This window comes from Picosynechococcus sp. PCC 7003 (assembly GCF_001693255.1).
GTDB lineage: Bacteria > Cyanobacteriota > Cyanobacteriia > Cyanobacteriales > MRBY01 > MRBY01.
The window spans coordinates 2,742,101-2,755,502 of record NZ_CP016474.1; the positions used below are offsets into that span (position 1 = coordinate 2,742,101).

Consider the following 13,402-nt stretch of genomic DNA (forward strand, 5'->3'; position numbering starts at 1 on the left):
TGAGTTAAGCACCCATGAAAAAAACACTGTACATCCCGGATGAGCTGTGGCAGCAGCTTGATCAATACCTCCAAACTCACCCCGAAGAAAATGCCTCTAGCCTCGTCCAGAGCGCCCTCAGAGATAAGCTACGTCCCCGGAACGGCCAGGGTTTACTAGATTTAGCAGGCCTAGTTCGTAATGCCCCTGTAGATGCTTCAACGAATCCCTTGGAGCGTTGATGGAACGACTGGTAATCGATGCAGGCCCACTAATTGCTCTCGTTTCTCACCAGGATCGATATCATGAGCTAGCTCAAGCCGGCTTTACCCAAATCCCAAAAGTTTTTGGGGAAATCATTACCCCTTTACCGATTGTTTTTGAGGTTTACAAATTCGTTTCACGCCGTGAGTCAATCCAAGCGGCTCAATTCCTTTTGACAACTTTGCAGGCCAATACAGTCATTCAGACTATTTCTCCAACGGATTTTCAAGAGATTTACGAACTCAGCCTTCGTTCACCCCAATGGCGAGGCAGTTTAGAAGATGCTTCTGTGCTGGTCTTAGCAAAACAAATGCAAGCGAGGGTTTGGACAATTGATTACAGAGATCTCGGCTTTTTTGAAGATATTGGTTTTTGGCATCCCTGAAAAAAGATTGCATCATAAATCCCCCACAAAATTTCTGTAAACCAGCGATTTCGCAGGGGAGATTTCAATAAAATGCGCTATTCAATCTGACTTTAGGCTTCTACTTTGATGTTGACCTTCGTTTCTTTATCCGCAGCTTCTTGGTAGAGCTTGAATCCAGAGACGAGATCTTTTTCTCCGGTAATCAGGCGAGCGCCCCGACCTCTAGTGACGTAGTTCCAACCCCACTGGAGCATCACCACCATCTTGTTATCAAACTCGATTAGGTAGTAAACGTGGGCAAAGATCCAGATTAACCAGGCCAGGAAGCCAGAGAATTTCACAAAACCCAGATCCACAACGGCGGCATTTTGCCCAATCACGGCCAGGCTACCCAATTCCATATAACGGAAGGGGGCCATCTCCTGACCATTGACCCGTTGTTTGATCAGTTTTGCCACATATTCTCCTTCTTGCATCGCCACCGGCGCCACCCCAGGCAAAGGCCGTTCATTTTGGTGGGGGAAGTTTGCCAAGTCCCCAATGACAAATACATCGGGATAACCGGCAACGCTTAGATTCGGCTCGACAATGACGCGACCGGCCCGGTCTAGGGTCGCTCCTAAACGGTCTTCGAGGACTTTACTCATGCCAGACGCTTTAACCCCAGCGGCCCAGACAATGGTTTTTGCGGCAATTTCAAGCTGCTCATCGCCCTGTTTAAAGGTGACGAGGTGGTCTTCGATGTTCGTGACGAGGCTCTTGGTTTGTACCTGCACCCCTAGATTTTCCAGGGATTTTTGCGCCTTCGCCGACAAACTCGGATCGTAGGGGGGCAAGACTCGATCCATCCCTTCTAGGAGAATAATCCGGGCGCGGGTAGTATCAATTTTACGGAAATCTTTTTTCAGAACGCTGTAGGCAATTTCGGCGATCGCCCCGGCGAGTTCTACCCCCGTGGGGCCACCCCCAATGATCACAAAGGTCAACCAAGCCTGTTGCAGAGCGGGGTCTGTTTCCTTTTCGGCTGCCTCAAAGGCCATAAAAATGCGATGGCGAATTTCGAGGGCATCTTCAACGGTTTTCAGGCCCGGTGCGTAGGGTTTCCAATGGTCATTCCCAAAGTAGTGGTGGCTGACCCCCGTAGCGACGATCAAACTGTCATAGTTGACGATCCCTTCGTTCATCACCACCGTTTTGCTGTCGGGGTCGATATCGACCACTTCATCGAGGAGCACATGGGTGTTTTTGTTGCCGCTGAGGACGCCGCGCAAAGGCGAAGCGATATCCGCAGGGGACAGGGTACCCGTTGCCACTTGGTACAGCAGGGGTTGAAACAGGTGGAAATTGCGTTTGTCGATCAGGGTGACATCCACGGCAGCCTCGTATTTACCGAGGGTTTTCGCGGCATAGAGGCCACCAAAACCACCACCGAGAATCACCACTTTATGCTTATCTGTCTTGGGGGTGAGATTGGGGAGTTGCGTATTGACCATGGGTTCGCTGGGGTTGGGGAGAATATAAACTTTTATTTCAATCGGCCTGTGTTAGGTAAGAATACTAACAGAAATCTACCCAAAGAGATAAAAGGTGAGATTTCAATGGTGCTATTGCCTGAAAAAGTGGCGCGGAGACGGTTAATTTAATGCAGCGTTTGGTGGTTTCTGAGGCGCAATTTGCTGATCTTTCTAGGGTTAATTTAACGGCAGAACAACGGCATTATCTGCTAAGTGTGTTACGGTTGCGCGCGGGCGATCGCCTGATTGTGTTAAATGGCTTAGGTCAAGCTTGGGTGGGGGAGTTGACCGAGACTGAGGAAATTCAACTAATAGAATCCCAGCCCCTCCAAACAGAATGTCCGATTCCGGTGAAATTAGTGGCAGCGCTGCCGAAAAATGGCTTTGATGAAGTGGTGCGTTGCTGTACAGAATTAGGAGTAACGCAGATCTATCCGGTGATTTCTGCGCGGACAATTTTAAAACCGAGTGAAAATAAGTTAAAACGCTGGCGCAAAATTGCCACCGAAGCCGCAGAACAATCGGAACGGGCAATTGTGCCGAAAATTGAAACACCACAACCTTTTTTAACGCTTTTAGAAAACCTTTCGCCAGAGCAAACCTATCTCTGTGGCGCACGGGAAAAATCATGGCATCTTCTGGATGTTTTACCGCCAAATCTCCCGCCAGAAATTACGGTACTGATCGGGCCGGAGGGGGGCTGGACAGAGACAGAAATCCAACAGGCGATCGCCAAAAATATTCCGGTGGTTTCCTTGGGAAGCTCTATCTTACGGGCAGTGACGGCTTCGATTACGGCGATCGCCCTGGTGAATAGTTACTGTCGCCCCAAAAACTAAGCTGACTTAACTTTGGGAGTCCCGGCGGGATTTTTCGATGGCGATCAAGGTTTTGCGGAGGGACTCGATCTCCCCCTGGAGTTGGCTGGTGTAGGTGGCATTGCTCTGGGCGGCTGTGAGCATGGCCGCCGCCTGAAAAGCCGTATCGGGGCTGATATTACCCTTGTAGGTCATCATGATGCGTTGATAATGTTCGCCAAGGTCATCGTGCATGATGCTTATAAAATCAGCGAATTCACTCATTTTCCCGCTTCTCCAAGCCGTTAGGGGGTTTTAGTTACCTTACATGGCCATGGTAGCGGAGATGCAAGGCGATCGCCTCGGAAATTTACCGAATGTATTTTTTTTCGTCCTCCCTCAGGCCACAATAGGGAAGATTTTTCACCGTTGGAATTTTCCCAGTTTAATGAGCAACTCCATTAACCCCATCGTTTGGCAAGAAGACCGCGTCCTCCTCGTGGATCAAACCCTGCTCCCCCTCGCCTGTAAAGTCGTCGAAATTAAAACCTACCAGGCCATGGCTGAGGCGATCCGCACGATGATTGTCCGGGGAGCGCCTGCCATTGGGGTTTCTGCTGCCTATGGTCTATACCTGGGGGCGAAGGAAATCCAAACCACGGACCGCACCATTTTCCTTGAAAAGTTAGAGGCGATCGCCGAAACCCTCCGGCAAACCAGACCCACCGCAGTCAACCTCTTTTGGGCCATTGATCGGGTGATGGCAACGGTGCAAGGGGCGACTGGTAGTATTCCTGAGTTGCAAAACTTGATTCTTAATACCGCCAAGGCGATCCACGATGAAGACCTCGCCACCTGCCAGGCGATCGGTGACCAGGGGTTAGCGGTTCTCCCCGAAACCCCCGAAAAGTTAACGATCCTCACCCATTGCAATGCGGGTGGTTTAGCTACAGCGGGTTATGGCACAGCTTTAGGCGTGATTCGCTCAGCCTGGCGGGAAAACCGGTTGGCCATGGTCTACGCCGACGAAACCCGACCCCGGCTCCAAGGCTCGAAGCTCACCACCTGGGAATGTGTCCAGGAAGGGATTCCCGTCACCCAAATCTGTGACAACATGGCCGCCCATTGTATGCAGCAAGGGCGCATCGATGCGGTGGTGGTGGGGGCCGACCGGATTACGGCCAACGGGGATGCGGCGAATAAGATTGGCACCTACAGTTTGGCGATCGTCGCGAAGGCCCATAATGTGCCTTTCTTTGTGGCGGCGCCCCTATCGACAGTAGATTTTTCCCTCAGCGACGGTAAGCAAATTCCCATTGAAGAGCGCGATCCCCAGGAAGTCTATCAAATTGGCGACACGCGCATTTGCCCAGAAGGGGTGCAGTTTTATAATCCGGCCTTTGATGTGACCCCGGCCCACCTGATCACGGCGATCATCACGGAAAAAGGGGCAGTAGCTCCCGACCAGTTGATTAATCTCAAGGGCTAAAAACCCACCCCTCTATCCTTTCCCAAGAGGGGAAGATCACTATCAAAAAAGCTGGGTCAAAATGGGTAATAATCCCAACACACTAAAGCCCAGCAAAAAATACAAACTTTGTTGTCCCGTTTGGCGATCGCCAAAGGAGCGGGCATAGATCCCTTTGACTGCATTGTTACTGGCCGTCGCAATCAGAATCGAAATACTGGCTAGGGGTAAGGACAAGGACTGGCCCGCCGACTGGGTCAAGCTCAGAATAAAGGGGTCTACATCGGTGATCCCCATGATTGCCGCAAAGGAGTACACACCGCGATCGCCTAAATAATCAACGATGTAACGGGTCAAGAGGGAGATCACCACAAACAGCAGCGCAAAACTAAAGGCGGCCTTTAGTTCCAAGGGGTTTCCCTGGGGATGGGTCGCAGCGATCGCCTGGGGATCAGTTCCATTTTTTTTCCGGAGGGCGATCGCCAAGCCCCCCACAACCCCTACCAGCCCTAACAGGAAAAACGAACCCATCAGCCGTTCTGACAAAGCCCCATTAAATAATTCCAACAGCAAAATTAAGCGCCAGTACATCATCCCCGAAGCCATCACCATTCCCCCCACATACCGCTGGGAATTTTCCGGATCAACGCTAGACCGTTTCGCCAGGGCCACGGTGGTCACCGTCGAAGAATAGGCTCCCCCCAAAAGGGCCGCCAGCGGAATGCTGCCTTTACCCTTGATCAGCCTTTGTAGGAGAAAACTGCCGTAGGAGACCGTACTCACAGCCACCACCACCAGCCAAGTTTTAAAGGGATTGAGATCAAAGGTGGTCAGGGCTTGATTGGGCAAGATTGGCAAAATGACGATGGTCAGCAACAGGAACTTTGTGAAGGTGAAAATATCCTCCTCAGAAAACTGCTCGGCCAGTCCCTCTAAAAATGTCTTCAGTTCCAACAGGATCAAACTGGCGATCGCCAAGGAAGAAGCCACCCAAAAATGCCCATGGTAGACCAGCGCCCCCAGAATATAGGTCGCCAAACCCGCCATTTCCGAAGTTAGGCCCACCCGTGATGTTTTCGCCTTATGCCAATAGGAAATCATCATAAAGCCACCAATCACCGCCAAACCGCCGATCACCGCCAGCATTTGGGTCTGGGCCAAAAAAGCGACGCTATAGCCAATCAGACCAATGAGCGGGTAGGTGCGCACGCCCCCAAAGGCATAGCCCTTATTGAGTTTGTGTTCCTCCCGTTCGAGGCCAATGAGAAACGACAAGAATAAAACCACCAGAAGCTTATAGGCATCTGCCGGGACGAGGCTGAGGAGTTGGGAGCCCATTACTAAAAATGTGTTGCGATTTTACGATAGCGATGTTTGCCGCCCTAAACCCAGTGACAAAAAATGATTGTGCTTAGGGTTGAACTTTAGCGCGGCAGTCCCTATCTCTCTTTAGGGTAGGGAAGGATAGCGCGGTGATGTAGCAAAGCGGAATCACCAACCAGTGTGGAAATAATATGCTATAACAGTAGCCACATTGATCACTTAAAGAGAATCAATGTAGCTCAGGTTAATTTAGCCTGGGCAAGGGGTCAGGAACTGGCCTCTTTAGACGCAGAGCTGCCTAGCTCTACCAATTGCGGAAGCATGAGGCAACTAGGAGCGATGAAGCGTCGGAAACTCCATGCCTCTTAGGCTGGAGTAGTTCATTAGGATGTACTCACCTTACCAGCAGCCGAGGTAGTAAACATCTTCGTAATGTTCAGTGCAACCTTCGCCACCAATGTTATTCAAAATATTCATGCTGGTGTTGTGGAGCATCGAACTGACATAGGATTGCTGTTCGGCAGAAACCGCAACGCCGCCACTTGCCATTAACTGCGCTTGGTATTGCTGGAGGTAGGCAATCAAAACATTCACCATCACCCCCGAATAAGGCCAAGGAGTAATCGCCGCTTCGATGGTATTTGGGTCAACGGCGATCGCCTGATTATTTTGCATTCTGTAGGTGGCAGTGGGTGTCAAGGCGTAGAGAATCTGTGGGTCATTATTTTGGCTCATTTGAGCGAAAAAAACCGTCACCTGACTCGGCGAAAAATAGCTGATCCGCCCTTGGGCATCCAGATAAATTAAACCCTGATCATCGGAAAAAGGGCCAATAATCCCAGCATTGGGGGGTACAGGAGGAAAGCCAAGCTGTTGGGCCACAAAGACGGCATTAGCATCCCCTTGGAACTGGATTCCCGCCGGGTTTGCCTGGGCTGGCGCACAGATCATTTGCCCCACAAGACAGCCAAAGCCCACACTGGCACTGAGGTAACGACGCAAAACCTGGAACATCGCAGCTTTCTCCCTAAGTAATACTTCACTTCAAGCAATGACGACAGTATTGGGCGCACTCTTTAGGATTTTCCTGCCGCCCTAAAATCTGCTCCATTAGTATAGTGAGTTTTCCCCAGACGCTTTTTAGATTGCAACGAGATTGCAACGAAAGACAAAAATTTCCACCGACAGCCCAGGGGAAATTAGGCAGCGATCCGGCCCCCCTAGTAAACGAACTGCATAGGTTCTCCGGGGCCACCACTACAACCCCGTGGAGGTTAGTCCCTAATCTCTCAATTTATTCTCCTTTGCAATGGAGCAAAACCATGAAATCAACACAAGGTATTGGCATACAGTTGTTGGATGGTCTGTTTTTGGGGTTGATGGTGCTGTTGTCTGGTGCCCCGGCGGCGATCGCCACCCCCACAGAAATGGCCTGTCCAGAGGGATGGCGTCTCCATACCCAAGAACTCAATCCCCAGATCCGTGTCTGCTTACCCAAACACCTCCACCTCCCAACGCTCTCAGATCTCAGCCGACAACCCGCCCAGGTGCAGGTACAACAATTACGGATTATCCAAACCGGCGCTCAAATCGATCCGAGCCACCCCAAGGAGTCCCACATTCAAAGTTCGAGCCGTACCTCGATCCAGGTTTACCAACATACCAGCCAGTAACAATTTGGCGGTTTGTCGGGGGTTTACATTTCGCCAGAGTCAGGAGGCTCTGGTTTTTTGTTGGGGAGAATGGCAATGAGGCGCTTTTTGAACCCAAAGATCGCCCCACACAACGGAAAAATTTCCGGTTCTTGCGATCCGACTGTTTAAAAAGTTTTTTAAAAATTGACCGCAATTAACAAAAGAGATTTTCTGGGCTGGTTAAAGTGGGGAATCAAGCAAGATTTTTGCCATAATTTTAGAAGCAAGCTTGCGTTTATCTTTGCGCCTCCAGTCTCCTCACACCCATGCTAAATCAATCTTTTCGTCAGTGGAGTCTCTACACGACTTTCCTTATCCTTGGGGGAAGCCTTGGGTTTTTGGGCCATGCCTATTGGTTCCAGAGACAATTGAATGCGTCTTTGCAGGCCTATGGTGAGTTTCGTCAATATGAGCAATCCCTCGCGGAGCTGGATCTCAACTCAGATTCGGTGAACTTTATTGCCGAGGCGGTGAAAACGGTTGGCCCGACCGTTGTGCGCATTGATGCCCTCGATCAGCCGGAGGCCCTGGCATCACCTACACCGTTATTTAAGAAGTTTTTTCAATTAGAAGAGGGATTACCCACCTTCGATGGCGATCGCCAACCCCAGGGCACGGGCTCCGGCTTTATTCTCAGTAGTAATGGCCAACTGGTGACCAATGCCCATGTGGTGGGAAATAGCTCTAAGGTAAAAGTGACCCTCAAGGATGGCCAGATATTTGAAGGCAAGGTGATGGGCGTTGATAAGCTAACGGATATTGCCGTAATTAAAATCGAGGCCACGGGGTTACCCACCGCAAAGTTAGGCCGGGCGGCAAGTCTGACCCCAGGAGAATGGGCGATCGCCATTGGCAATCCCCTCGGTTTTGACAACAGTGTCACCGTCGGCATCGTCAGTGCCCTCGACCGCCCCAGTGCCCAGGTGGGGATCCCGGACAAACGGGTGCGTTTTATTCAAACCGATGCAGCCATTAACCCCGGTAATTCCGGCGGCCCCCTCTTGAATGTGCGAGGAGAAGTGATTGGGTTAAATACAGCGATTCGCGCCGATGGCCAGGGGCTAGGGTTTGCGATTCCCATCGAAACGGCTCAACGCATTGCCCAGCAACTGTTTACGGAGGGGAAAGCGACTCACCCTTACCTCGGTATTCGGATGCTGGCACTAGACGGAGAAGGGAAAAACCGACTGCGAGAAACCCTGCCCACCCTGGCCGAGGAGCTTGATTTGCACCAAGAAACAGGGGTATTGGTAATTGAGGTGGCCCCAGATTCTCCGGCGGCGATCGCCAATATCCAGGAGGGGGATATCCTCAAACAGGTGGGGGAGCAACCCGTGCTAACGGCCTTTGATGTCCAGGATGCCGTAGAACGGAGCAGTATCGGTGCGGATTTGCCCATTGATCTCAAGCGCCGGGGCACAATGCGACAGTTAACTGTGCAACCTGCGGAGTTTCCGAGTTAGGCCACGCTTATGGATCAGTGGTGGGCCTTAATGATTGGCAATTCCCGGCTCCATTGGGCTGCATTTACGGGGAATATCTTGCAAACGGTACACCACACGGCCCATGGCACTTGTCCCTCTGCCGTTAAACAGTTGCGCTATGTGGCCTCGGTGGTGCCCCAACAAACTGCTTGGGTACAGGGTCATTTTCCCACTGCCCAGACCATTACCTTGGCAGAGATTCCCCTCGAAAATCTTTATCCTCAATTGGGGATTGATCGCGCCCTGGCGGTTTTAGGAGCCGGACAACAGTATGGTTTTCCCTGTTTAGTGATTGATGGGGGGACGGCTTTAACTTTTTCGGCAGTCAACGGCGATCGCCAATGGCTTGGTGGGGCCATCCTACCGGGTTTAAACCTCCAATTTACAAGCCTTTCCCAGCACACCGCCGCCTTACCGAAGGTGCATTTACCGACTCAACTACCCTTACGTTGGGCCAATGATCCCGCCGGGGCGATCGCCAGTGGCATTACCTATACAGTCCTTGCTGGGGTCAAAGATTTTATTCGCGCTTGGCAGGCAGAATTCCCCCAGGGTCAGATCTTCAGCACCGGCGGGGATGGGGCCTGGTTGGCCCAACAATTGCCCACGCTAAATTACGATCCGGGGCTTATTTTCCACGGGTTTACGGCCTTAGGAGGTAATTGCTAATCCTAACGGAGCTGATAAACCTTGCCATCGAGCAGTAGGCGGGTAATGCCCTTGGCTGCGAGACAACCGCTCGTTTTAAGGAAAAGTTCGCCATTGGGAATTTTGATGATTTTTTGGGTACGCCCCCGGATAAACCGTTTAGCGACGCGATGATTATCAAAAATCGGGAGGGTTTTTTGGGTGATTTCTTCGTCGGGAATTTCCCCTAAATCTTGAAAGTCCCGCATCGGCCGGGCGATTAACTCCGACAAACGATCCGTCACCACATAGCAATTGCGGGGAAACTGAGCCGCTTCGAGGGGCAAAATTTCTACCGTTTCCGAGTGGGCAACCGGGGTTACATCCAGGTCTTCGTCGTCGTCTTCATCATCAAATTCATCATCGTCGTCGTCTTCATCGTCAAATTCATCGTCATCACCAATGTCTTCCCCCAACAATTCCTTGAGGGCCTGTTGGCGATCGCCTAGCTGAATTTCCTGGGCCAGGGCCAGCAGATCGGGATTAATCTCAATCTCCTCAAAGGCTGCAGTCTCCGGTTCAGCATCAAGCTCAGAATCCTCTAGGGCCACTGTTTCAAACAGATCAGGGTCGGGCATTGCCTCCGGCTCCAGGTCACGGGATTTACGTCTGATGCGTCGCCGTTCCGTTTTTGGTGGCGTTTCCTCAGCGGTATCGGTGGGCTCTGGGGCTACTTCAACCCGTTTGACCAGCTTTGGTTTTTCCACGATTTTAGCAGTCGATGGCTCCGGTTCGGGGGTCGATTTTGCCCCACGGTTGCCGCGACCCAGGCGTTTGCGTTGGATCAATTCCTCGTATTCATTGGCACTGAGACGACTTTTGAGAAAGCGACTAATGGTAGAACTGCTCACGCCATAGCGAGCCGCCAAAGTAGAAGTCGTTTCTGCCGTCTCACGGTAGGCAACGAGTAATTCTTCTTTGTCATGGTCGGTTAGTTTGCGGGGACTCATAGCGTCGATACAAAATGCAGATAAAGGTGAGCAGCCTGGGTCAAAGCCTGCCAGCACATTAGTTTAACCTGTGTGCTCTATTAGTGTATCCCTTCAAGGAACCAGAGATTGCGGGATACACAGAATTTCTTCCAGAAATTTCTGCGTTCAGGGCGCTGCAGAAGGCTACAACTTGTTTTTCTTAGGGTGATGTTTCCGGAGGATTTTTCGGCACCGCCGTGGTGCCAGTGGGGGGAATTTTTTCGCGGATAATAAGGGCTTGGAGCACATCATGGACGACGGGTGCGGCGACAGTCCCCCCAAAGGAATTCGGCTCTGTGGGTTCATCGGCAGCGGCAAAGACCACATAGCGGGGGTTATCGATGGGAAAGATACTGACAAAACTTGTGATGTAGGCCCCCGGAATATATTGGCCGTTGCGCGCTTTTTGGGCAGTGCCCGTTTTCCCACCGATCCGATAGCCAGCAATTTTTGATTTTTCGCCACTGCCATCGTCCACAACGGTTTCCATCATGTCTAGTACGGTTCGGGCTACAGCGGGGGAAAAAATTTGTGGGTTTTCCGGTTCAGTCGTGGTTGCGGCAAGCTGCCGGGCACTATTGGGGATTTCCGCCTTGGGGATGACGGTTTGGGGTTCCCCTTGGCTGTTGAATAGGCCTCGCACTAGATGGGGTTCGACGAGGGTACCGCCATTGGCGATCGCCCCATGGAGTTGCACCAACTTAATGGGAGTCACGGTTAACCCTTGGCCAAAGGAATTCACCGCCGCTTCAACGGGGCTAGCGGTAAATTTTTCACGACTCTTGAGGGTGCCTGTCACTTCTCCCGGTAGATCAATGCCTGTGGGTTCGGTGATTCTCAGGCTTTGTAGTCGGTCATAATAATCATCTCGGGAAAGATTTTGCATCAGTCGGATCATCCCCACGTTACTAGAGACCCGCAAAATTCCCGCCACATCAATCACACCGTTTCCGGCACCGTTGTAGTTTTTCATCCGGTGGGGACCAACCTGAATTGATCCAGGATCATTCACCGACGTGTTGGGGGTAATGGCCCCTGCATCTAGGGCGAGGGCGACATTAATCGGTTTAAACGTTGAGCCTGGTTCATAGAGATCCGTGACGGCCCAATTTTTAAAAACACCATAGTTTTCGGGTTGGACTTGGGCGTAATTGTTGGGATCATAGTTGGGTTCTGTCACCAGGCTCAGCAGTTCCCCAGATTGGGCGTCCATGACAATGACAACACCCCGTTTCGCTTTGTAGGCAGCCATCTGTTTTTGGAGGGCTTGGCGGGCGGCCTTTTGGAGGGGAAGATCAAGGGATAGTTCTAATTCCCAATCGTCGTATTTCATCGCCTCTGCCTGGAGATCCCCCGGCAGGATCGCTCCATTGCCATTGCGCCGGAGACTGAGGGAAATGGGCTCCCGTTGGATCAAATTTTCCTGGGAGAGTTCAATGCCGGCTCGACCTAGGTGGTCGTCTTTTTGGACATAGCCAGTAATTTCTGCAGTCGCGTCCCCCTGGGGATAAAACCGACCGTAACGTTCCACCAGTTCCAAGCCATCAATGCGTAATTGCCGGATGTCGTCAACTTTGGTGGCGTCTAGGCTGGCACGCAACAAGATACCGCTTTTTTGGCGGCGTAATGTGGTCTCTAGGTCTGCGGGGGAAACATCGCCCAAAATGGGGGCGAGGTAATGGGCAACGGCCTTCGGGAGGTCTGTGGGGGCGATCGCCTCTGGAAGATCATCGACTAACTGCTGGGGCAGTCGAAAACCGACAGGATGGGCATAGAGGGTATGGGAGATGCGATCTAAGGCGAGGATATTGCCCTCACGGTCAACGATAGTGCGTCGAGGAATGTAGGGACGGAGGGTGATCTGGTGCTGGGACTGGGCGATCGCCCCTAGCTTGTCATAGTCAATGATCTGCAAGTAAAAAACCCGGATAGCCAGACCCAACAGGCCCACCATAAAAATGCCCCAGATGAGGAGTAAACGCCGTTGGAGCAACTTCGGTGCGGGCGGCCGAGATCGGATCGCTTGTTTTTTGCGCCGATACAGTTGCCGTCGTTGTTGATGGGAGTGGGGGGAAGGCATGGTCATCGGTTTGACCCCTGGTTACTAAGGGCAAATCTGCTCAATACTCTACCAAGAAACCAATGATTAGTAGCCAATGGGAGATTGTTCGCGGACGTGGGGAAGATTATCTTGGGGCGCTGCGGGGAGAGAGACCTGGGCTGGAGTTTTCACATAAACACTGTGGGCTGGGGTTGGTTCCACGAGTTCTGTGGTCGGTTCCTCTGCCTGCTGTTGGAAAAATTCGCCGAGGCTGGCACTGGTGGCAACGAGATCTGCCTCGTAGTCCTGGAGTTGGAGGAGGTGGCTAAAAGCTTCACTCCAGTCCTTTTGGGAATAGGCTTTCCCGGCGTACAGACCCATTGCCGTTGTCACGGCGGCGATCGCCACCCATTGGGTCACCTGCTTGCTGATTTGGAGCGTTTGCACCAAAGGGGTAACAGAGGGCTGTTTCGGCCGTGCTGGCAAGCTACGGACTTTGGGTTCTACCACCGTGAGGGGCCTTGATTTTTGCGGACGGGAGGGGGGAACCTGCCAGGGTCGAGGGGCAACTGCCATATCTACTTTCTATCGCCTCACACAAAAGATGTTGTCATTATGGGGTATTGTAGTCGCGCCTTGATTAATTTTCCCGTGTTTTTTTTTGATTTTTGCTGATTTTTCAAAAAAGCAATATTGATGTACTTTTATTTCTAAAAAAAATATAAAGAAAGATATCGATAGATCCCAAAAAGCGCTCTGATTTTTATGATCTTCAAGAAATGATTGTGACGAACAATCGGCGGCGATCGCCTA

14 protein-coding genes are annotated in these 13,402 nt (G+C 51.5%); 7 read left to right on the plus strand and 7 right to left on the minus strand.

Annotated elements, in window-relative coordinates; all coding sequences use genetic code 11:
• Positions 1-14: 14 nt before the first annotated feature.
• Positions 15-221, plus strand: a complete 207-nt coding sequence (locus tag AWQ21_RS12980) for a hypothetical protein (protein ID WP_065714903.1) — start codon at positions 15-17, stop codon at positions 219-221.
• A complete protein-coding gene (locus AWQ21_RS12985; protein ID WP_065714904.1) occupies positions 221-628 on the plus strand; it encodes a type II toxin-antitoxin system VapC family toxin in 408 nt (135 codons plus the stop codon). The genes AWQ21_RS12980 and AWQ21_RS12985 overlap by 1 nt, the downstream gene beginning before the upstream one ends.
• 92 nt (positions 629-720) lie before the next feature.
• On the opposite strand, the gene AWQ21_RS12990 is transcribed toward AWQ21_RS12985, so the two are convergent.
• Positions 721-2,103 carry an NAD(P)/FAD-dependent oxidoreductase gene (locus tag AWQ21_RS12990; RefSeq protein WP_065714905.1) on the minus strand — a complete coding sequence of 461 codons (1,383 nt, stop codon included), beginning with the start codon at positions 2,101-2,103 and terminating at the stop codon, positions 721-723.
• Positions 2,104-2,252: 149 nt separating this feature from the next.
• Between AWQ21_RS12990 and AWQ21_RS12995 the strand changes: the two genes are divergently transcribed.
• Positions 2,253-2,963: a 16S rRNA (uracil(1498)-N(3))-methyltransferase gene (locus AWQ21_RS12995; RefSeq protein WP_065714906.1), complete on the plus strand. Its 711-nt coding sequence runs from the start codon at positions 2,253-2,255 to the stop codon at positions 2,961-2,963.
• A gap of 6 nt (positions 2,964-2,969) precedes the next feature.
• Here the strand turns inward: AWQ21_RS12995 and AWQ21_RS13000 are convergent, their stop codons facing one another.
• Positions 2,970-3,206, minus strand: a complete 237-nt coding sequence (locus AWQ21_RS13000; protein ID WP_065714907.1) for a hypothetical protein — start codon at positions 3,204-3,206, stop codon at positions 2,970-2,972.
• 163 nt (positions 3,207-3,369) lie between these two features.
• Here AWQ21_RS13000 and mtnA point away from each other — a divergent pair, with 163 nt between their 5' ends.
• Entirely contained in the window at positions 3,370-4,410 is a 1,041-nt protein-coding gene (mtnA, locus tag AWQ21_RS13005; protein ID WP_065715352.1) for an S-methyl-5-thioribose-1-phosphate isomerase, read from the plus strand.
• 42 nt (positions 4,411-4,452) lie between these two features.
• Here mtnA and AWQ21_RS13010 read toward each other — a convergent pair whose 3' ends face one another.
• A complete protein-coding gene (locus AWQ21_RS13010) occupies positions 4,453-5,727 on the minus strand; it encodes an MgtC/SapB family protein (protein ID WP_065714908.1) in 1,275 nt (424 codons plus the stop codon).
• Positions 5,728-6,111: 384 nt separating this feature from the next.
• On the minus strand, positions 6,112-6,726 hold the full coding sequence (locus AWQ21_RS13015) for a hypothetical protein (RefSeq protein ID WP_065714909.1): 615 nt from the start codon (positions 6,724-6,726) through the stop codon (positions 6,112-6,114).
• Between the two features lie 308 nt (positions 6,727-7,034).
• Here AWQ21_RS13015 and AWQ21_RS13020 point away from each other — a divergent pair, with 308 nt between their 5' ends.
• The 3 genes from AWQ21_RS13020 to AWQ21_RS13030 all read left to right on the plus strand — a co-directional run bounded on the left by AWQ21_RS13020 (position 7,035) and on the right by AWQ21_RS13030 (position 9,559).
• Positions 7,035-7,385 carry a hypothetical protein gene (locus tag AWQ21_RS13020; RefSeq protein ID WP_065714910.1) on the plus strand — a complete coding sequence of 117 codons (351 nt, stop codon included), beginning with the start codon at positions 7,035-7,037 and terminating at the stop codon, positions 7,383-7,385.
• A 287-nt stretch (positions 7,386-7,672) separates the two neighbouring features.
• The gene (locus tag AWQ21_RS13025) at positions 7,673-8,869 is read left to right on the plus strand and encodes an HhoA/HhoB/HtrA family serine endopeptidase (RefSeq protein ID WP_065714911.1); all 1,197 of its coding nucleotides are present in this window, start codon (positions 7,673-7,675) and stop codon (positions 8,867-8,869) included.
• 9 nt (positions 8,870-8,878) lie between these two features.
• Complete coding sequence (locus tag AWQ21_RS13030) at positions 8,879-9,559, plus strand: pantothenate kinase (RefSeq protein WP_071932290.1); 681 nt, start codon at positions 8,879-8,881, stop codon at positions 9,557-9,559.
• A gap of 2 nt (positions 9,560-9,561) precedes the next feature.
• Here the strand turns inward: AWQ21_RS13030 and AWQ21_RS13035 are convergent, their stop codons facing one another.
• From AWQ21_RS13035 to AWQ21_RS13045, 3 genes are all read right to left on the minus strand, one after another.
• Positions 9,562-10,527, minus strand: coding sequence for a hypothetical protein (locus AWQ21_RS13035; protein ID WP_065714912.1), 966 nt, complete (start codon positions 10,525-10,527; stop codon positions 9,562-9,564).
• 181 nt (positions 10,528-10,708) lie between these two features.
• Positions 10,709-12,634, minus strand: coding sequence for a penicillin-binding protein 2 (locus AWQ21_RS13040; protein WP_065714913.1), 1,926 nt, complete (start codon positions 12,632-12,634; stop codon positions 10,709-10,711).
• Positions 12,635-12,694: 60 nt separating this feature from the next.
• A complete protein-coding gene (locus AWQ21_RS13045; protein ID WP_065714914.1) occupies positions 12,695-13,165 on the minus strand; it encodes a hypothetical protein in 471 nt (156 codons plus the stop codon).
• Positions 13,166-13,402 lie beyond the last annotated feature (237 nt).